General features: G+C 65.1%; 18 protein-coding genes and 1 pseudogene. 8 read left to right on the top strand and 11 right to left on the bottom strand.

All coding sequences use genetic code 11. From position 1 onward, the window contains the following. Positions 1-192 precede the first annotated feature (192 nt). Entirely contained in the window at positions 193-1,455 is a 1,263-nt protein-coding gene (locus tag AWC08_RS09385) for a hypothetical protein (RefSeq protein ID WP_069434311.1), read from the top strand. Positions 1,456-1,521: 66 nt separating this feature from the next. Here the strand turns inward: AWC08_RS09385 and AWC08_RS09380 are convergent, their stop codons facing one another. From AWC08_RS09380 to AWC08_RS09370, 3 genes are read right to left on the bottom strand one after another with little or no spacing between them, the layout of a single operon-like run. Next, positions 1,522-1,974 carry a VOC family protein gene (locus tag AWC08_RS09380; RefSeq protein WP_069434310.1) on the bottom strand — a complete coding sequence of 151 codons (453 nt, stop codon included), beginning with the start codon at positions 1,972-1,974 and terminating at the stop codon, positions 1,522-1,524. After that, positions 1,974-3,092: a M24 family metallopeptidase gene (locus AWC08_RS09375; RefSeq protein WP_069434317.1), complete on the bottom strand. Its 1,119-nt coding sequence runs from the start codon at positions 3,090-3,092 to the stop codon at positions 1,974-1,976. The genes AWC08_RS09380 and AWC08_RS09375 overlap by 1 nt, the downstream gene beginning before the upstream one ends. A gap of 38 nt (positions 3,093-3,130) precedes the next feature. After that, on the bottom strand, positions 3,131-4,348 hold the full coding sequence (locus AWC08_RS09370) for a M24 family metallopeptidase (RefSeq protein WP_308207266.1): 1,218 nt from the start codon (positions 4,346-4,348) through the stop codon (positions 3,131-3,133). Positions 4,349-4,417: 69 nt separating this feature from the next. Between AWC08_RS09370 and AWC08_RS09365 the strand changes: the two genes are divergently transcribed. Next, entirely contained in the window at positions 4,418-5,665 is a 1,248-nt protein-coding gene (locus AWC08_RS09365; RefSeq protein ID WP_069434309.1) for a cytochrome P450, read from the top strand. Here the strand turns inward: AWC08_RS09365 and AWC08_RS09360 are convergent. Further along, a complete protein-coding gene (locus AWC08_RS09360) occupies positions 5,662-7,065 on the bottom strand; it encodes a WS/DGAT/MGAT family O-acyltransferase (RefSeq protein WP_069434308.1) in 1,404 nt (467 codons plus the stop codon). The two genes, AWC08_RS09365 and AWC08_RS09360, sit on opposite strands and share 4 nt — an antisense overlap. An 88-nt stretch (positions 7,066-7,153) precedes the next feature. On the opposite strand from AWC08_RS09360, the gene AWC08_RS09355 reads away from it, so the two are divergent. After that, a complete protein-coding gene (locus AWC08_RS09355) occupies positions 7,154-8,530 on the top strand; it encodes an FAD-binding oxidoreductase (RefSeq protein ID WP_069434307.1) in 1,377 nt (458 codons plus the stop codon). 4 nt (positions 8,531-8,534) lie between these two features. Here the strand turns inward: AWC08_RS09355 and AWC08_RS09350 are convergent, their stop codons facing one another. The 3 genes from AWC08_RS09350 to AWC08_RS09340 form a co-directional block, all read right to left on the bottom strand. After that, on the bottom strand, positions 8,535-8,930 hold the full coding sequence (locus AWC08_RS09350) for a type II toxin-antitoxin system VapC family toxin (RefSeq protein WP_069434306.1): 396 nt from the start codon (positions 8,928-8,930) through the stop codon (positions 8,535-8,537). Beyond that, positions 8,917-9,147, bottom strand: a complete 231-nt coding sequence (locus AWC08_RS09345) for a FitA-like ribbon-helix-helix domain-containing protein (RefSeq protein ID WP_065134080.1) — start codon at positions 9,145-9,147, stop codon at positions 8,917-8,919. The genes AWC08_RS09350 and AWC08_RS09345 overlap by 14 nt, the downstream gene beginning before the upstream one ends. A gap of 184 nt (positions 9,148-9,331) precedes the next feature. Next, positions 9,332-10,753 carry a serine/threonine-protein kinase gene (locus AWC08_RS09340; RefSeq protein WP_069434305.1) on the bottom strand — a complete coding sequence of 474 codons (1,422 nt, stop codon included), beginning with the start codon at positions 10,751-10,753 and terminating at the stop codon, positions 9,332-9,334. 32 nt (positions 10,754-10,785) lie between these two features. On the opposite strand from AWC08_RS09340, the gene AWC08_RS09335 reads away from it, so the two are divergent. Further along, complete coding sequence (locus AWC08_RS09335; RefSeq protein WP_069434304.1) at positions 10,786-11,328, top strand: TetR/AcrR family transcriptional regulator; 543 nt, start codon at positions 10,786-10,788, stop codon at positions 11,326-11,328. Positions 11,329-11,353: 25 nt separating this feature from the next. Beyond that, positions 11,354-12,499, top strand: coding sequence for an acyl-CoA dehydrogenase family protein (locus AWC08_RS09330; protein ID WP_069434303.1), 1,146 nt, complete (start codon positions 11,354-11,356; stop codon positions 12,497-12,499). A 48-nt stretch (positions 12,500-12,547) separates the two neighbouring features. Here AWC08_RS09330 and AWC08_RS09325 read toward each other — a convergent pair whose 3' ends face one another. The 4 genes from AWC08_RS09325 to AWC08_RS09310 all read right to left on the bottom strand — a co-directional run bounded on the left by AWC08_RS09325 (position 12,548) and on the right by AWC08_RS09310 (position 15,970). After that, entirely contained in the window at positions 12,548-14,218 is a 1,671-nt protein-coding gene (locus AWC08_RS09325) for a PPE family protein (protein WP_069434302.1), read from the bottom strand. 144 nt (positions 14,219-14,362) lie between these two features. Beyond that, positions 14,363-15,070: a DsbA family oxidoreductase gene (locus AWC08_RS09320; RefSeq protein WP_069434301.1), complete on the bottom strand. Its 708-nt coding sequence runs from the start codon at positions 15,068-15,070 to the stop codon at positions 14,363-14,365. A gap of 13 nt (positions 15,071-15,083) precedes the next feature. After that, positions 15,084-15,551, bottom strand: a complete 468-nt coding sequence (locus AWC08_RS09315) for a hypothetical protein (RefSeq protein WP_065134086.1) — start codon at positions 15,549-15,551, stop codon at positions 15,084-15,086. Then, a complete protein-coding gene (locus AWC08_RS09310; RefSeq protein ID WP_069434300.1) occupies positions 15,551-15,970 on the bottom strand; it encodes a protease inhibitor I42 family protein in 420 nt (139 codons plus the stop codon). Before AWC08_RS09310 ends, AWC08_RS09315 begins: the two co-directional genes overlap by 1 nt. A gap of 152 nt (positions 15,971-16,122) precedes the next feature. Between AWC08_RS09310 and AWC08_RS09305 the strand changes: the two genes are divergently transcribed. The 3 genes and pseudogenes from AWC08_RS09305 to AWC08_RS39385 all read left to right on the top strand — a co-directional run. Beyond that, positions 16,123-17,223, top strand: coding sequence for a DUF5685 family protein (locus tag AWC08_RS09305; protein WP_069434299.1), 1,101 nt, complete (start codon positions 16,123-16,125; stop codon positions 17,221-17,223). Between the two features lie 49 nt (positions 17,224-17,272). Next, positions 17,273-18,868: a Na+/H+ antiporter gene (locus AWC08_RS09300; protein WP_069434315.1), complete on the top strand. Its 1,596-nt coding sequence runs from the start codon at positions 17,273-17,275 to the stop codon at positions 18,866-18,868. Between the two features lies 1 nt (position 18,869). Further along, positions 18,870-18,968 (top strand): annotated as a pseudogene (locus tag AWC08_RS39385) (aromatic-ring hydroxylase C-terminal domain-containing protein); the annotation flags it as partial. Position 18,969: the final 1 nt, after the last annotated feature.

The raw sequence follows: 18,969 nt of genomic DNA, 5'->3' as shown, positions 1-18,969 counted from the left end.
ACACGGCACAATAAATACGACCACGTGGCCTACTTTTCGACCGTCACTCCTGGCCTACGTTTGGACCGTCGTCAACAGTCTCCCGGTGACAGAGACCGGATCCACCGATGCGAGCATCCTGGCCTCCGTCACAAGGCCCTGCGCAGTGTCTGTGCCCTTGCATACACTGCGAAAAACTACAGGGGGAACACTATGAGCACTGAAGGACTTGGGGAACCGCCAGCAATGCTTGAGCCCGAAACGGTGGTAGTGGCATACCACGATGAGGGCCTGCTGATTGGTGGTGAGCCCGAGGCAGTGGAGTCTTACCTGACTCGTCTCCGGACTGCCGCCGGGCGCACGGTGCAGGTTGCGGGCATTGATACCTCTTCTGCGGCAAATGCCGCAGCCCTTACCGCGGGTGCCGCATCGATAGTTGGCACTTGCGGGAAGTACGTCCAGCTGCATCCCGACAGCCTGACAGCTCTGAAGAACGGCAACCTCATTCCTGGAACTGATGGCTTCTTCCGCATGATGACCCGTTCGGGTGATGGTAAATTCCTCACCCAGCTTCAATGGCGACCTGCAACGTTTGGTCCCGAGGCAATGGTGTCGGCGCAATTGATCGCCGTGCAGATGGCATTGACATCGGCCATCGCCGAGGTGGCTGAAGCAGTTCAACGCGTCGAGGGCAAGGTCGAATCTTTGCTTGAATTGGTCAAGGCGACTCGTGCGGGCGACGTTCTTGGCAACAACCAGACCATTTCTCGCATGGTCGAATCCTTGGACAGATACGGGTCGTTGCCAGACGCGTATTGGGATTCCGTCGCCAGCCTTGGATCGGCCCTCAACGTCACCGTCGAGCAACTACGCGACCATGTGCGTCGGATCGTGGGATCCTTTGATCGCGGTCTTCCGGTGCAGGAGCGCGCAAAAACCCTACGCGTCGCAATAAAAGACAACCGGCTTGGGGAAACCTTGAGCTTGCTAATCGTCGCGGAAGCATCGTTATACAAATGGCAACGGCTAAAGCTCGAACGAATCAAGACAACGCAGCCGGAGCAACTTCTACGCGCGATTGATGAGGCGCGTGAACTTGTTGCCGATCAGCTCGGCGAGGATGCGAAGATTTATCGCGATGCGAAGCAAGTGCTTGATGGCTTCGCCAAACCAGAGGCAGTCGAGGGGTTCAGGTTTTTTGCTGTGCGAGAGCTCGCCACTCACCGTGCCGAGCTGCGCGAAGAACTTGATCGCTTCGCCAAAGCCCGACGCCATCAGATTGAGGAATGGGAGGACTTCCACATTCCCAGTTTCTTAGACGCGGCAACTGCGAGGCTCGAGCAGGCAAAGACATCCGCAGGCCGACTGCTCAGGTCGGCCGGCGAGGAGCTGGCGCAATTGGGGAACCGCCTTGCTGATCCGTCGTCGGAAAAGAAGCCCGACGCTAAACCGGCGGAACGGGACAACATGAACTGAGGCCACGCTCGACGATTGTTCGACTCATTGCATCTAGTTCATCGCGACTTTGAGTGCAAAATCGTTTCACGGCCGAGCCGGCAACGCCCCCAACCACCCATCAGAAAGCAGCTCCAACATCTGCCCATCCGGATCCCGCACCATCGCCGCCCCCTCCGACACCGTCCCTTCCACAACACTCCCCCCAAACTCACCAACCCGCCCCAACACCGAACGAAGGTCAGATACCGAAAACGAAATGTGCGTCAGCCCAATCTGATCCATCACCCGCTCGCCGCCGACCCTCACCACCCGCCCCGAGTAATCCAGCAGCTCCAGCACCAACCCATCCCGCACCAGATACGTCGCATGCAACCCCACCGGCCGCGCCAACTGCAACAGGGCGGCTGTGCTTTCCTCCGGCGCATCCAACTCCCACCAGAACTGAAACCCCAGTAGCCCTTCGTAGAACCGCCGCGACCGCTCCCGATCCCCCACACACAACCCGACATGATTGAAAACGACCGGCTGCGAACCCATTACGACCTCCCGTACCGCGTCAAGACCGAAGGGTCACCACTCCCTACCACCACCGTCTCACGCTGAAGACACCCGCCAACGCCTTCCTCAACGACCCACGACTGGACGCTCAACACCATCCCCTCCTCCAACACCGCATCACGCCCACGCCCCAACCCGATCACCGGCGGCTCAGCACCCAGACCCAACCCATGAGCAAGCACCATCGAAGCCGCGCCGAACCCACAGCCCTCCCAAGCCCGATACAGATCAGCACCAACACGCCCCGCGCGACATGCCCCCAACAACGCATCCATCCCGGCCGCGCAACGCTCCGCCAAAGCCGAACCGACGCCGCCCAAGCCGCCCGAGCCGGCCACGACCGTCCGCGCCAACCCCGCCTCGTACCCGGCATACAGCGCCCCCGGCGCCAACACCACCAAGTCCCCCTCCGCCACCACCCGATCCGAAGCCACATGCCGAAACGCAACCGCCCCAGAGGCAACGAAACACACACTCTCCGACGGCGGCACCGGCGCCCCCAACCACGCCACATGCTCGGAGTTCACACCGAGCAACTCCCGCTCAGTAACCCCCGGCCCAAGCGCCGCGGACATCGCACTCAACGCCGATTCTGAAATCGCCGCCGCCACTTCAAGACACGTGATCTCGGCGTCCGTCTTCACCCGCCGACACGCCCCGAGAACAGCACCCCCGTCCACCAGCTCCGCACCCTCAGCTAACGACGCGATCATCGCCTCAGTAGAAGCCGTCAACCCATCCGTCCCGACCCGCCGCGCCTCCCGCAACCCCGGAATAGCCGCCACCGACGCCATGAGATTCGCCGGGTTCCAGCTCAGCGGATACAGATCCTCGCGCTCGATCTCCGGGGGCACCCCCTCATCCCACGTCGACAGCAGATGCACCCGACCGGTCGACCGCACCACCACACACACCGGCGCGAACGGCAACACCCCCGCGCGGCCCAACAACCGCGCGCCGCACACGTAGTGCACATTGCCGGCGCCGCCAAGAATCAAAGCGTCAATGCCGGCAGATTCCATGCCGGAGAACACCTTCGCCCGCCGCTCAGCCCGCAACGCAGCGAAGTCAACCCGACTCGAGTCCTCTAAAGCCATGACCCCAACGCGTACCCCGCGATCCCGCGCCACCGGACTCATGCCGAAGCCCCATACGGCGCATAATCCGAGCCGCTCAACTTCACCCACCCGTTATCCGTCACAGCCACAATGTCTTCCGCCCGGTACCCCGCCGAACCCTCGTCCCAGATCACCGGCTCGAACACCATCACCATCCCGGGTTCGACCACCAGCCGGGAGTCGAAATCCTCGCCGAGGTCCGTCCCGATCAGCGGCATCTCCGCGCTGTCGGTCCCCACCCCGTGCGCCAGATAGAAATGCTCGATCCACGGCCGCACCCCGTCATTGGCCGCCACCGCGACCTTGCACAAGTCCAAGCCCGAGACCCCGGGCCGCAACACGTCCAAGCACGCGTCGACCACGCCCCGCCACCGCCGAAACTGCTCACGCTGAACACCATTCAACTCAGACCCCACGACCCACGTCCGGCCGTAGTCCGAGGCATACCCCTCGTACATGATCCCGGCGTCCACCCAGATCACATCGCCGTAGCGCAGAAACCGATCCGATGTCACGGTCGGATACGCCAGATCACCATGCACCGTCCACGGCCCCAACGCCCGAGAAGGAGCCATCAGCTGCCAGATCGGATCGATCCCGCCCGCCGACGCCCCCAGCTCGAACACCCGCCGCAGAAACGCCGCACTCAAGTCGACCTGGCGCACACCCGGCCGAAGCACGGCCAACGCGTCTTCCATCGCTAGCTCATTCAGCCACTGCGCGTGCCGAATACACGCCACCTCGTCGACCGTCTTCAACACCCGCGCGGCACCCAGCACCCCCGACGCGTCCACCCATTCATAACCGCGAAGACCGCGAAACATGGCGTGCGACGAGTGGTCAATTCCCAGCCGCGCGCCGACACCGAACAACGAAGCCAGCTCCGACGCAAACACCCCGTCATCGAGATCCGGAAACAACGGCCCATGCAGCACCACATCCGAAGGAGCCCCGTCGGCGAACATCGTGAATAGATGCGGCGCCGACTCCCCCGTCACCACCACTGCCACCGCCCGGAACAACGCCGCGGTGTCACCATCCATCGACGGCGTCAACGCCCCGGTCGCATAGGACACCGCGCTGGACCCGAGCAACACCAGTCCGTCCAAGCCGCCGGAAGCCAAACCAGCCTGCAACCGAGCGAAGCGATCCCGCCGCATGCGAGCCAGGTCAGGCACCGAAGGGATCACCCGCCCGCCGATGGTCGCCCCGCCAGCCCAGTCCTCGATGGCCACACACCTCCTATGGCGTAATAATGCAAAGATAGCGTAATAAGCGCCGCGCACTCCGAGAGGCACATACAAGTGACAGCCCGGCCCGACATCCCCGCCGAGGTAAAGACAAACTTCGACCACCACTCCGACGAGTTCAACCTCAACGAACTCGCCATCAACGCCGAGCTCCGACGGACATGCCCGGTCGCCTGGAACGAGAACTACGGCGGCTTCTGGTTCCTCACCAGCTACGACGCAGTGCGCGAAACCGCCCGAGACGGTGACACTTTCGCCCACAAGTACGAGCCGAACGCCGACGACGGCATCGACTACCAGGGCGAGATGGGCGTCCCGCGCCCCGAAGGCCAACCCGCCCTGGGCATCGGCGAAATCGACGGCCCCTATCACCAGGCCCTACGACACGCCCTGGCGCCGTTCTTCTCCCCCGGCGCCGTCGAAAAACTCCGGCCGTTCATGGAGGACAAGGCGCACGAGTTCCTCAACCGGCACATCACCGAAGGACACATGGACCTAGTCCTCGACTACGCCAGCCCCGTCCCGGCCATCCTCACCATGAAGCTGATGGGCCTGCCCTACGACAACTGGCACCTCTACGCCAACCTCTTCCACTCCGTCATGGCCGTCCCCCAGGACAGCCCCGAATACGCAACAGCCATCGCCGCGGTCCCCGAGATGATGCAGGGCGTCCTCGAATATGCCGCCCTCAGAAGAGGCGACCCGAAAGAGGACCTGACCAGCTTCCTGCTCCAATTCGAGTACGACGGAAACAGACTCACCGACGAACAACTGCTCAACATCATCTGGAACCTCATCGGCGGCGGCGTCGACACCACCACGTCTCAGACCTCACTCACCTTGCTGCACCTGGGCACTCACCCGGAACTGCGGGACCAACTAAGGCAAAACCCCGAGCTGAACCGCACCGCCACCGACGAGTTCCTGCGCTACTTCTCGGTCAATCAGCAACTCAGCCGCACCGTCACCAGAGACGTCACGCTCAATGGCCAACACCTGAGGCGCAACGACAAAGTCATCATCAGCTGGCTGGGCGCCAACCATGACGAAAACGAGTTCGTGCGGCCTGACGAGATCATGCTGGACCGAAACCCCAATCGCCACTTGGCCTTCGGCCTCGGTCCGCACCGCTGCATCGGATCGCATCTGGCCAGAACCATGGCCGAGGTGATGGTCAAGGCCGTCCTCGACCGTATTCCCGACTACGTCGTCGACGAAGCCGGCGTCGACGTCTACCTGGGCAACCCGGCCATGACCGGACTGGGCACGCTGCCGGTCACCTTCGCCCCGAAAGTCGCTTAAGCCAAGGCCTTGTGGGTCTTGTGGCCGCGCTTGACCCGCAAGGCCCGGCTGATCTCGAGCAGCCGCGCCACCCCGTCCTCGATGCCCGACGCCAGCGCCTCCAGGTCGGGTGCGGCGTCGTAGTCACCGGTGATGCCGAAGACGAAATTCTCGGCGTAGCTGACCATCGCGATGCCGGTGCGCAACTGCAGCGCGATCGGCGGAATCGGCAGGATCTCCACTACTCGGCGTCCCAGCAGTCGTTGTTCGGCACGTGGACCCGGGACGTTGGTCGCCAGCGCCACCACGGCCTTCTGCGGCAGCCGGCTAAGCAGTCGAACCGCCCACGCCGAGAACATGAATGGCACGCTGCCGATCGCCGACTGCATCGCACTGCCGCCTTCGCTCTGGCCGCTGTCCTTGGCATGCTGCAGGCGCTTGTGCACCAACTCCAGCTGGGTCACCGGGTCTTCCTCGTCGACCGGCAGCAGCGGCAGCATCCCCGACACCTCGTTGTCGGTCGTATTGAAGTGGTTCGTGCCGCGCACCGACACCGGCACCAGCGTGCGCAGCGAGTTGCGTCCCGGCTTCTCCCCGCGGTCCAGCAGCAGCTGCCGGTAGCTGGCGGTGATCGCCGCCAGCGCCACGTCGTTGACCGTCACGTCGAACGCGTCACCCACCTCGTGCAGATCGGCCAACCGGACCCGGGCCGCCCGGTAGCGCCGCCTGCTGGTGACCGACCCGCTCAACGACGTGTCGGGCGCCGGGGTGAGCATGCTCGCCGTCAGCTCCGCCGCACCCAATGCGGCGTGTTCGACGGCGGACGCCGCGCCAAAGGCCGTGCGCGCGATAGTCCTCGCCAAGGTCAGCGGGTTGAGGCTCACCTTCGAGTCCCACCACCGCCGCTCCGGCTCCTTGGATCCGTGGATCTCCGTGGCGAAGGACTCACCGCCGCGCTCGTCGCTGAACTTCGCCATCATCTGTGTGGTTGCGATGCCATCGGCGATGCAGTGGTGCAACTTGGTCAGCACCGCCCACCGGTCGTCGGCCAGGCCCTCGATGACGTAGCAGTCCCACAGTGGGCGCTCGCGGTCGAGGCGGCGCTCCATCACGTCGGCCACGATCTCGAACAGTTCGGCGTCGCCGCCGGGGTGCGGTACCGCAAGCCGGTGCAGATGCCGCGAAATGTCGAAGTGCGGATCGTCCACCCACTCCGGCGGACCGATGTCGAGCGGATGAGTCTTGAGCACCTGCGTGCAGCGCGGAATGGATTGCACGCGTTCGGCGAACGCCTCCAGGAACTCCTCGTGAGTGGGCGGCGGCCCTTCGATGATCGACACACCGCCGATCGCCAGGCTCACGTGGGGATCGGAGTCTTCCACTTCGAGGAATGCGGCGTCGAGGGCAGTCAGGTGCTCCATGGTGGTTACTATCCGCCCCGAAAGGGTGCGCTGGTGAGAGTCAGAAGTCCTCACCTGCCAGGGCCGAACGAAGGATAGATTGATGCCGATGAGCGACATGACAGCACAGTTCGCCGAGATCGTCGGCGCCGATCACCTCCTATCCGGTGACGCGGTCCCCGAGGACTACTCCCACGACGAGGAGCTGACGCAGTCGCCGGTGCAGCCGGCCTACGTCGCCAAGCCGGCCACCGCCGAGGAAGTCGCGCAACTGCTCAAGGCCGCCTCGGAACACCAGGTGCCGGTGACGGCACGCGGCTCGGGGTCCGGCTTATCGGGGGCCGCGCGTCCGCAGCCCGGTGGGCTGCTGATCTCGTTCGAGCGGATGAACAAAGTGCTCGAGGTCGACACCACCAACCAGGTGGCCGTCGTGCAGCCGGGGATCACGCTGAACGAACTGGACGCCGCCACCGACGCATACGGGTTGCGCTACATGGTGTACCCCGGCGAACTGTCGGCCAGCGTCGGCGGCAACGTCGGCACCAACGCCGGCGGCATGCGTGCGGTGAAGTACGGGGTGTCCCGGCACAACGTGCTCGGGCTGCAGGCGGTGTTGCCGACGGGCCAGATCATCCGCACCGGCGGCAAGATCGCCAAGGTGTCGACGGGCTATGACCTGACCCAGCTGATCGTCGGCTCCGAAGGCACCCTGGCGCTGGCTACCGAGGTGATCGTCAAGCTGTACCCGCGCCTGGACCACAGCGCCACGGTGGTGGCACCGTTCGCCGACTTCGATCAGGTGATGACGGCGGTGCCCGCCGTGTTGGCCGCCGGGCTGGCGCCCTACATCCTCGAATACATCGACAACCTGACGATGGCCGCGATCATCCACACCCAGAATCTGGAATTGGGTATTCCGGACCGGATCCGGGACAGCTGTGCGGCGTATCTTGTTGTGGGGCTTGAGAATCGGACGTCCGATCGGTTGGACGAGGACGTCGAGCGCACCGGTGAATTGCTCGCCGAGCTGGGTGCCGTGGACGCTTATGTGCTCGAAGGCGGGTCGGCGCGGCGGTTGATCGAGGCGCGGGAGAAGGCGTTCTGGACGGCCAAGGCGATCGGCGCCGACGACATCATCGACACCGTGGTGCCGCGTTCGGCGATGCCGAAATTCCTTTCTACGGTGCGGGGTTTGGCTTCAGCGGCCGGCGGCGGGGTGGCGGGTTGCGGGCATGCGGGCGACGGCAATGTGCACCTGGCGATCCTGTTGAAGGATCCGGTGGCCCGCAAGCAGTTGATGACCGACATCTTTGCGCTGGCAATGGAATTGGGTGGCGCGATCTCCGGCGAGCATGGACTGGGGCGCGCCAAGACGCCGTACTACTTGAAGCTGGAAGACCCGGCCAAGGTGGCGTTGATGCGGCGCATCAAGGAAAGCTTCGACCCAGCCGGCATTCTCAATCCTGGGGTGGTGTTCGGGGAGTAGGGCGTCAATCGGCGAGCGTTTCGATCTCACAACGGACGCCCGCGGCTCGCGACAGGCGGTCGTCAGCGGTCACAAGTGCAACGGCCAATGTCTCGGCCAGGGAGATGTACGCCGCATCGTAGGGCGTCACAGTATGCCGAAGCGCCCAGATGCGTCGCAGCAGTGGCCGATGCGAACAACGACGCAGCGGTAGATCCGATAGATCATCGACCGCGGCCTTCGCCCTTGCCGCGGTCATCAGTTTCGCGGCGACATGGCGGCGCCACACCGAGACCACCTCGAGGTCGATGAGTTCCGGCGCAGCCAACGTCTCCCCGCTCAGACGTTCCCGGAAACGCTCACCGCCGTTTCCGTCGTCACCTAGGGCTACGGCCAGAACGCTCGCATCAACGACGATCACGCTCGGCCCGGATGTGTTCGACCGCGGCCTTGGCCGACACTCGACCGCCGCGACGCGACGCCACTCGGTCGAAGACCTCTTCCAACGTGGGTTGGTTCGCCTCGTCGATCAGGCGGCTGCGAAGGTACTCCTGCAGCGATTGATGAGCGCGTGCCGCACGTTCTCGCAACACTCGGTGAGTGTCTTCTGGAACGTCCTTGATCTGCACGCTTGGCATGGCGCCATTTTGGCGCTACTAGCGCCATATCGCAAGTCGCTTCCAGCACGCGCCTCCTGCGTCCCTACCCGGAGCGGCAACATGTTTGCCCACCTCACAGCGACAACCGCGTTGTCGCTCAAAGGCGGGCAAACAGACACCCGACTTTTCCAGAGACGCAAGTGACGGATGTGACCCCACACCCTCAACCGCCCGACGCAAAACCCAACGCCGGCTCAGCCGAATCGACATGGCTCCCGCTGTAGATGGTCAACATCTGCGGACGGATTTCGTAACGCACGCCATTGGCCGGGTTCACCACGTCGAAACCGCCGGAAGCCCTTACCGCACCACTCAATTCGATGTGGGCGCCGTCGCTGATCCGCTCGCCCCGGTAGTAGAAATTGCCCGACCCGGCCTGACACACCACCACCAGAGACTTCGCCGTCCGCATCATCGCCGCGGGCGGGCTGCCGGGGTCACATCGCGCCGTATGCCCGACGAATCCCAACTCGTCGGCGCCATCGACGCGACCCGACAACGTCGGAGTACTCGAAGAAGTGGTAGGCATCGCTGACGGCGTCGACGGACCCGACCGGCCACCAAACACCAGGACAGCCGCCAGCACGGCCGCAATCACCAGCATGATCGCCGCGAACCCGCCCACCAGAGCCGGGACGCGACTGCGGGCCGCCGGCGGCGCCGGAACAGGAGGCGGCAAAGGATAGGGGCTGTACCCGGTGTCTCCAGGATTCGGGTACGACGTCGTGAACGGCCGGGTACCCGACGGCTGGCTGAGCACCGCGGCAGCCGACCGCGCCAGTTCACCGGCCGAAACAAATCGTGTCGCAGGCTTTTTGGCCATCCCTTTCGCGATCACCCCGTCGAAGGCCCGAGAAATCCCGCGGCGCATGATGCTCGGCCGCGGCGGCGCGGAGAACACGTGCGCGCTCATCACCGCTGCGGGCTCCGGAAAGTCGAAAGGCGCACTACCCGTCAGGCATTCGTAGAGCAGACAGGTCAGCGAATAGACATCGGTCGCCGGGCCGACCCAGTCGCCGCTGAAGCGTTCCGGCGCCATGTACAGATAGGACCCCATTGGCAGGCCCGCACCGGTCAAACTGGGGTCGCCGCCGCCGCGGGCAATACCGAAGTCGACGAGGTACGCGAAGGCTTCAGCGTTGAGCAGCACGTTCTCGGGCTTGATATCGCGATGCACCAGGCCGTCGGCATGCGCTGCATCCAAGGCAGAGGCCACCTGGGCAAGCACAGCGACCGCATCCGAAGGCTCCATCGGGCCGCGCGACTGCAGCAGGTCGCGAAGGCTAACACCCTCCACCAGACGCATGTCGATGAACAACACGCCGCCGATCGCGCCGAAATCGTGCACCGGAATGACGTGCGGTTCCTGCAACCGCGCCGCAATCTGCGACTCCCGCCGGAAACGCTCTTGGTATTGCGGGTCAGCGGCCAGATCCGGGCGCAGCAGCTTCAAAGCCACCTCTCGCCCGCGAACCGTGTCGTAGGCCCGGTACACCTCGCCCATACCGCCCGTACCCAGCAACGATCGCAGTTCGTACGGTCCAAATCGGGTCCCCACGCGCGACCCGCCACGCGGCGAAGTCATACCTCGATACTTCCACACGTAGGCTGCCGTCTATGGGGACCAGCAGCCGTCTCGGGGTGGACGATTGGCTTCAGGCCGGCTATGCGACAGTGGCCGACGAGGGCCTCAGCGCCCTCAAACTGGACCGTCTCTGCTCCCGCCTGAACGTCACCAAAGGCAGCTTCTACTGGCATTTCGTCGACATGGCGGCCTACCGCCAGGCGCTGATCGAATCCTGGACAAAGCAAAAAGACGACGAACTTCGTGAGATCGAGCAGCTCGGCGACACCGAACCCCGCGAACGGCTGTCTCAAATGATTGCGCTGCTCATCAAGCCGCGGCACTGGACTTTGGAACGCGCCATGCGCGAATGGGCGCGATCCGACAAGAACATCGCCGCTGCCGTCCAAGCCGCGGACCGGCGACTGTTCGAGCAGGTGCGAAAAGCATTCCGCGACTACGGTTTTGGCACTGAAGAGGCCGACCTACGCGCCGGCACCACCTTCGCCGCCGGCATCGGCCTACTACATCTGTCCGTCGGCACGCCCCAAGAGCAGCAGCTCGGGAAGTTTACGGACTTCCTGCTGCGCCCTTGAACATACTAAAAGGTATGGTGAAGCCATGACGGCCATCACCGACGATTTCGTCGACCGCCTACACCAGCGAGCCAGGGAAGCCGAACAGCTGCGCCGGCTACCGGAAGCCACCGTCAAGGAGCTCGAACAAACCGGCTTCACCGAGCTCCTCAAGCCAAAGGGCTATGGCGGCCAACAAGCTCCATTCGCAACCATTTTCGACCCGGTACGCCGAATGGCACACGGCTGCGCCTCCACCGCCTGGACTGCCGCGTTCTACACCCTGCATACCTGGATGCTGTCGCTGTTCGACGAACAGGCCCAGGCAGAAGGATTCGCCAGCCAACCGTTTCTCGCCTCGGCCCCGCTGGCGCCCACCGGCCGCGGCACACCAGCCGAAGGCGGGGTCACCCTCAGCGGACGATGGTCCTGGGCCACCGGCGTCATGGACGGCAATTGGGCCATCGTCGGCGCGCTGTGCGGCCCCGACGACGCCATCTACCCCGCGCTCGCACTCGTTCCAGCCGACGACGTCAGCGTCGTCGACGTGTGGCACACCGACGGCATGTGCGCCACCGGATCCAACGACATCGTCGCCGAGCAGATCTTCGTCCCCGCCCACCGGTTGATCAAGGTCACCGACATCTACGCCGGCACCACCCCGGGCGCCAGGCTGCACGACGCCGACGTCTACCGCTGGCCCCTGGTGCCCGCACTCGCGCTCACCGCCGCGATGCCGGCCCTCGGCGCCGCCGAACGCGTCGCGGAGATCTACACGCAGCGCCTCAGCGAACGCGTCCTCGCCTACGAGGGCACCAGCCAGAAAGACAAACCCGCCGCCCAGGCGCGCCTGGGTCAGGCCCGCATCAGGCTCCGCGCTCTGCACGGGCTGCTGCACGACACCTCCGGGCGCATCGACGACATCCTCGGCACCGGCAACAGGGTGCCAAAAGCGGTGCGTGCCGACGCGCGTCTGGCCGCCGCGCACATCGTCAAGGAGTCCCGCGGCGTCATTGCCGATCTCCTCGAAGCCTCCGGAGCCAGCGCGCACTTCCTCGACAACCCGCTACAACGGGCCAAGCGCGATGTCGACGTGATCAGCGGGCACGTGATCTTCGACTACGACACCAGCCGAGAGTTGGCCGGTGCCTTGGCAATTGGACTGAAGATCCCGCCGACCGCGATGGTGTGACGGGCTTCCCGCCGCGCTCGCGATCGCCACGATTCTGAAAGCGACCCGCTATGCGGCCAATTGCCTCAACAGCGACACGATGCTGAACAGGCCTGCGACCCGGTTGCCGGTGTTCAGCAAGCCGGTGACCAGGTTGGCGGTGTTGGGGCTGGCGGCGCTGGTTACCGCTGTGTTGAAGAAGCCGGATAGCTGCCCGTTCCCGATACTGCCCCCACTGGCCGAATTGAAGAACCCCGAGCTGCGTCCGTCGAATAGCGTTCCTCCGGAAGCCGTATTGAAGAAGCCCGACGAGCCGGTACCGGTATTGCCGAAGCCCGAGTTCGGGCCGGGTTGGTCGGTTACGCTGCCCACGCCGGTGTTCAGGCTGCCAAAGTTCCACAAGCCGGTATTGGTGCTCCCCGAATTGCCCCAGCCGGTATTGGTGTTGCCCGAATTCCAGAATCCGGTGTTGCCACCGAGCGAGGTGCCGCCGCCATTCCCCCAGCCGGTGTTCACCTGACCTGCGTTGAAGAAGCCAGTGTCTAATGCCCCCGAATTACCCACCCCGAAGTTGCCGTTGCCGCTGTTACCGAGGCCGATGTTGCCGAAGCCGGATTGTCCGATGCCGATGCCTTGAATCTTGCCAAGGTCAGCGGGGATTTGATTGAAACCGGAGTTGAAGATGCCGACGTTGCCATCACCTGAGTTGAAGAAGCCGATATTGCCCGTGCCCGAGTTACCGAAACCGATATTGCCGGTGCCGGAGTTCAAGCCGTTGAACACGAACTGTCTGGTCACCGAGTCGAAGTAAGCACCGCCGACACCGACCAACTTGTTCCCGGTGAGACCGAAGCCGACGTTGCCGTTGCCGGTGTTGCCCGCACCGACGTTCAGGTCGCCGTGGTTTCCGATGCCGAAGTTTCCATTACCGAAGTTGCCGGCGCCGAAGTTGGCGCCCGGGTTAGCACTGGTCAAGGGGTTGCCGAGGTTACCGAAACCGATGTTGTCATTGCCCCGGTTCCCGCTGCCGAAGTTGTTATTGCCCTGGTTGCCGCTGCCGATGTTCCCATTGGATGAGAGCCCGACCCTGCCGTTTCCGCCGCCGAGGTTTCCGCTGCCGGTGTTACCGCTACCGATATTGGCGTTGCCGTTGTTGCCGTTACCGATGTTGCCGTTGCTGCCCGGTTTGTTGCCGATGCCGATGTTGAAAGGCAAAGCTTGCAGCAGCGCTTCGAACGGGTTCAACCCGGCGGCAGCCGCCGCCGCGCTGGCGTGATAGCCCGTCATGGCGGCGACATCGGCGGCCCACATCGCCTCGTAGTCGGACTCGAAAGCGGCGATCGCCGGTCCGAAGATGCCGAGGAAATTCGAGCGGACCAGCTGCACGAACGCACTGCGGTTGGCTTCGACCAGCAACGGATGCACCGTCGCCGCCTGCGCGGCCTCGAAGGCACCCACTACCGCCTGAGCCTGCGCCGCCGCGCCGGCAGCAGTCGCCGACGCCGCGCTCAGCCACCCCGAATACGGCGCGGCCGCGGCCGTCATGGCCGCCGCGGCCGGCCCCTGCCACGCCTGGGCGGTCAGTCCTGAGGTCACCGACGAGAACGAATCCGCCGCCGCCCCCAACTCATCGGCCAACCCGTTCCATGCCGCCGCGGCGTCCAGCATCGGCGCCGAACCCGCGCCGCTGAACATCCGCAGAGAATTGATCTCCGGCGGCAGCATCGGAAAACTCACCATGATTGACCTCCCACCGATTCCCGGCCGCCCCGAAAACGACCAATGCCCGAAGGAATCGGGTTGCCCGAGCGTCGATGCTACGACCAGCCGGGAACAAGGATTAGGGACCAATGGCCCTAATGCGAAGGCCGTTCGGAGGGCTGCCTAGCGGCTACGCCCCGCCAACCGGTCGACGTCCACCACTTCACCCCGATTGATGCTCACCCAGTCCCGCCCGTCCAGGTACGGGCGCAGGCTGCGGCCGATCAGTTCGGCGTCGGCCGCCGACTTGGGCCGCTGCAACTCGTACACATGCGGCAACGAGGCCATTCCGGTGACCACATCCCACAGCCTCAACGCCTCCGCACCGCTCGGCGGGTCCACCAGCACCGGCCCGAACAGGCATTGCCCGTCCATAAACAGCGTCGGCACCCCGTACCCGCCGGCGTCGACGACGCGCTGATGCTCGCTGCGGACGTCGTCGTGGGTGGAAGCGTCGGCCAGCGCATCATCCAAAATGCCTGCGTCGCAGCCGATCTCACCAAGCAGACGGCGCGCCACCGCAGGGTCGTGCGGCTTTCCGCCCAGGTCGTGCAGCTCGTGACCGATCGCCGCGTACCAGCGGTCCAGCAACGCCATGTCCGTCCGGCGCAGCAAGGCCCCGATCCGCATCAGCGACCAGCCGTAAGACCAGTCCCGCTCCCAGGGGTGCTTCTTGCCCTCGACGCGGTTGATCTCTTCGAGGCTGAAGAACCGCCAGTCGATGGAGATGCCCAGCTGTTCGCGAACATTCCGGATCCACACCGAGGTCTGATACGCGAACGGACACATCGGGTCGAAGTGGAAGTCCACTTTTGCGTTCGACACGGTCATCGCCGGCTCCTCTCTATACGCGGGGGCGCACCCCGGCCGCGCGGTACACGAACATCGGCTCCAGGCGGTACTTCACCGTCGTGGCCGGCAGCTGCTGCAGCACCGCGTCGGGAATATCGCGTCGATACACCAGTTTCATCGTTCCACTGAAGGCATGGTCCACTTCGCGCAGCTCGATTTCAATGGAGAGCTCGTGCGCAGAGATCGTCGCAATGGCCGGCCCGGGCTCGGTGTCCCACGAGCAATCGATGGACCGCAACTGCGGGCACGCCCCCGTCGGAAACGTGGCGACGATCCGCCGCTCGCTGAACGCGAACATGCCGCGATAGCGGGCCACGCCCGCGGCCGAGTAGACGCCCGGGACGTGCCCACTGAAGCTGCGCCGAACCTCGACCCGCGAGGCGAGAAAGATGACGCCCTCGGACTTGAGCTCGTCGAGCAGCTCCTTGGGCGCATGGGAGAGCCTGGGCCAGCGCAGCACTACTGGACCGTGACGTTCGCGGTGAAGGTGCAGGTCGGCGCGGAGTCGCCGACGACGCTGCCGTACTTGGCGACGATCGTCGTCTTCCCGGACTTCAACGCCGTGAACGTCCACACCTCGGTGCCCGGGGCGCCGATGCGGTCGGTGGAGCCGCGCAGGTACTCGTGACTGGCCTGCCTCAGCAGCGCGGGGTCACCAATTTTCGGATCGGCCGTCCAGCGGTACGGGGTGCTTTTATTGGAGCCCAGCGAAACGTTCAGGGTGTCTCCGACCGCGAGTGTGACGTCGCGGGTGATCGCGCTCTGATTGAGCACATCGTCCATCGGGACATCGATGGTTTTGGTCGCCGCCTTGCTCGGGCTGGAACAGCCCACGAGCATCAGAAAGAGGGCGAGGACGGCCAGCTGCTTGACCTTCATCCATGAACCATAGTCCCCCGCGGATCGAGTGTGCGCTGACCGCCTCGAGTGTGCGTCAGCGGTGGAATCCAGGGCCGAAACCCGCCGTACACGCACACTCGAATCACCCGGCAATACCCGCCGACCAGCAAACGGTCCGGTACTTTCAATGCGTGTTTGGCATCATTCGGCCCTGCCATCATCGGCTCGGCGGCGAACTCACCGCGGCGTGGCGCGCCCAGCTCTGCGGCCTGTGTCTGGCATTGCGCGACGACTACGGCCAGGCCGCGCGGATCGCGACCAACTACGACGGCCTGATCGTCTCGCTGTTGGTCGAGGCGCAGTCGGAGGCCAAGCCCACCCGCCGCACGGCCGGGCCGTGCCCGTTGCGTGGCATGAAGCGCGCGGATGTGGCGACCGGCGAATGCGTACGGCTGGCCGCCGTGGTGTCGTTGGCGCTGGCCGCCGCCAAAGTCCGCGACCACGTCGACGACCGCGACGGCCTGGTCGGGGTGGCCGCGGTGCGTCCCACCGCGCGACGCATCGCGCAGCGCTGGGTGCGGCGCGGCACCGACACCGGACACGAGTTGGGCTTCGACGCCGGTGTGCTGGTGGCGGCGATGGACCGGCAGACTGACCTGGAAGCGGTAGCCGGCCCGGGCACCTCGCTGTTGGCGGTCACCGAACCCACCGAGACCGCCGTCGCCGCCGCCTTCGCGCACACCGCGCTGTTGGCCGGCCGCCCGGCCAACGAGGCGCCGCTGCGCGAGATCGGTCAGCTGTTCGGGCGGGTCGCGCACCTGCTCGACGCCGTCGAGGACTACCGCGACGACGTGGCCCGCGGCAAATGGAATCCGTTGGCCGCCACCAAAACAACGCTGCAAGAGGCACGCACCCTCTGCGACGACGCGGTGCTCGGCATCCAACTCGCGCTTGCCGACGTCGACTTCACCGACGGCCGGCTGCCGAAGCGATTGCTGACCAAAGAACTCAGGCGCTCGGTCTCGCGCACCTTCGACCCCAAAGGCAACTACCCCGGCTGTACCCCGCACGGCGAGCAGCAGGGCATCAACTTCGGCAATCAGCCCTTCACCAACATTCCCGGCGAGATTCCGCCGGGCCAGGTTCCACCGCAGCCGCAGCCCAAACGCAGCTGCTGGGACAGCTGCACCGACGCCTGCTGCTGCGAGTGCGAATGCGACTGCTGCTGCGACACCTGCTGCGAGGGCGACGGCTGCTGCTGTGACTGCGGAGACTGCTGCGACTGCAATTGAAGCAGCACCAGTCGCGCCGACTGTTTAATCCTGCGCAAGGATGGGACAGGTGTTTGCGCTTGTTCTCATTGTTGCGCTCGTTACCACCGTGGTCCTGGGCACGCTGCTGGGCCGGCGGTTCCGTGTCGGTCCCCCGGTCCTGCTCATCTTCCTGGGCGCCCTGCTCGGGCTGATCCCCCGCTTCGCCCATGTCCACATCGAGGGCGAGCTGGTGCTGCTGCTGTTCCTGCCGGCGATCCTGTACTGGGAGAGCCTGAACACCAGCTTCCGCGAGATCAAAGCCAACCTGCGGGTGATCGTGATGACCAGCATCGGGCTGGTCATCGCCACGGCATTCGCCGTCTCCTGGACGGCGCGGGCCATGGGCATGGAATCGCATGCGGCGGCGGTGCTGGGCGCCGTCCTCTCGCCGACCGACGCGGCCGCCGTCGCCGGTCTGGCGAAGAAACTGCCGCGACGGTCGCTGACCGTGCTGCGCGGTGAAAGCCTCATCAACGACGGCACCGCGCTGGTGCTGTTCGGCGTCACCGTCTCGGTGGCAGTCGGCGGCGGCGAGGTCGGCCCGCTGGCCTTGACCCTGCGCTTCGTCTACTCCTACCTGGGCGGCATCCTGGCCGGGCTGATCGTCGGCGGGCTGGTAACCCTGCTGCGCCGCAGCATTGACGCGCCGCTGGAAGAGGGTGCGCTGAGCCTGCTCACGCCGTTCGCGGCGTTCCTGCTCGCGGAGACCACGCACTGCAGTGGTGTGGTCGCGGTGCTGGTGTCCGCGCTGATGCTCACCTATGTCAGCCCGCGGGTCATCCGAGCCCGCTCAAGGTTGCAGTCCTTCGCCTTCTGGGACGTCACCACGTTCCTGCTCAACGGTTCGCTGTGGGTGTTCGTCGGCGTCCAAATCCCTAATGCCATGCACGGAATCGCCGACGTGCACGGCGGAATCCGCAATGCCATCTACCTCGCGTTCGCGGTGTGCGGTGTGGTGATCGCGACCCGGTTCTTGTGGGTCGAACTCACCACTTTCCTCGGCCTGGCCATCGACCGAACCACCAACCGACCCACCCGTCATGTCCCGTTCCGGCAACGCAGCGTCACCAGCTGGGCCGGATTCCGAGGCGCGGTGTCGCTGGCCGCGGCGCTGGCCGTCCCGCTGGAAACGCACAGCGGCGCACCCTTTCCCGACCGCAGCCTGATCATCTTCGTGGTGTCGGTGGTGATCCTGGTGACCGTCCTCGTCCAGGGCAGCACGCTGCCCCTGGTGGTCAGGTGGGCGCACCTGCCCGAAGACGTCGCCCGTGCCGAGGAAGTGCAGCTGGCCCGCACCCGCGGGGCCGAAGTCGCGCTGGAGGTGCTGCCCCAGGTCGCTGCCGAGGTCGGCGTCGGCCCTAAGCTGATGGCCCGGTTGCAGAAGGAATACGAAGAGAAGGCCCGGCTGGCCGAGGCCGACGGCGACGACTCCAACGACAGCAACCACCTCACCGAGGCCAGGGACAAGATCCGCGAGGTGCACCTTCGGGTGCTGGAGCGCAAGCGCCAGGCCATCACCGAGCTGCGCAACCAGCGGCAGATCGACGACATCGTGCTGCGGGAGATCCAGCAGACCATGGACTTGGAAGAGGTGCGGCTGCTCGGTCCAGCCGACGTGGAATAGGGCGATGCTGATCCGGCCCGACGGTTACATCGCTTGCGCGACAGATGAATTCGCGTCGAGCGACGCGCTGCGCGCGGCGCTGCGTCGTTGGTTCGGGTAGC

It is taken from the genome of Mycobacterium gordonae (genome assembly GCF_002101675.1).
Taxonomy (GTDB): domain Bacteria; phylum Actinomycetota; class Actinomycetes; order Mycobacteriales; family Mycobacteriaceae; genus Mycobacterium; species Mycobacterium gordonae.
Note: the sequence above shows the minus strand (reverse complement) of the source record. Positions and strands in the feature narration are given on the sequence as shown.

Excerpts from the sequence above, each read along its gene's own strand:
- AWC08_RS09385 (WP_069434311.1), top strand. The coding sequence starts at position 193 with ATGAGCACTGAAGGACTTGGGGAACCGCCAGCAATGCTTGAGCCCGAA.
- AWC08_RS09380 (WP_069434310.1), bottom strand. The coding sequence starts at position 1,974 with ATGGGTTCGCAGCCGGTCGTTTTCAATCATGTCGGGTTGTGTGTGGGG.
- AWC08_RS09375 (WP_069434317.1), bottom strand. The coding sequence starts at position 3,092 with ATGGCTTTAGAGGACTCGAGTCGGGTTGACTTCGCTGCGTTGCGGGCT.
- AWC08_RS09360 (WP_069434308.1), bottom strand. The coding sequence starts at position 7,065 with ATGGAGCACCTGACTGCCCTCGACGCCGCATTCCTCGAAGTGGAAGAC.
- AWC08_RS09355 (WP_069434307.1), top strand. The coding sequence starts at position 7,154 with ATGAGCGACATGACAGCACAGTTCGCCGAGATCGTCGGCGCCGATCAC.
- AWC08_RS09345 (WP_065134080.1), bottom strand. The coding sequence starts at position 9,147 with ATGCCAAGCGTGCAGATCAAGGACGTTCCAGAAGACACTCACCGAGTG.
- AWC08_RS09340 (WP_069434305.1), bottom strand. The coding sequence starts at position 10,753 with ATGACTTCGCCGCGTGGCGGGTCGCGCGTGGGGACCCGATTTGGACCG.
- AWC08_RS09335 (WP_069434304.1), top strand. The coding sequence starts at position 10,786 with ATGGGGACCAGCAGCCGTCTCGGGGTGGACGATTGGCTTCAGGCCGGC.
- AWC08_RS09330 (WP_069434303.1), top strand. The coding sequence starts at position 11,354 with ATGACGGCCATCACCGACGATTTCGTCGACCGCCTACACCAGCGAGCC.
- AWC08_RS09325 (WP_069434302.1), bottom strand. The coding sequence starts at position 14,218 with ATGGTGAGTTTTCCGATGCTGCCGCCGGAGATCAATTCTCTGCGGATG.
- AWC08_RS09320 (WP_069434301.1), bottom strand. The coding sequence starts at position 15,070 with ATGACCGTGTCGAACGCAAAAGTGGACTTCCACTTCGACCCGATGTGT.
- AWC08_RS09310 (WP_069434300.1), bottom strand. The coding sequence starts at position 15,970 with ATGAAGGTCAAGCAGCTGGCCGTCCTCGCCCTCTTTCTGATGCTCGTG.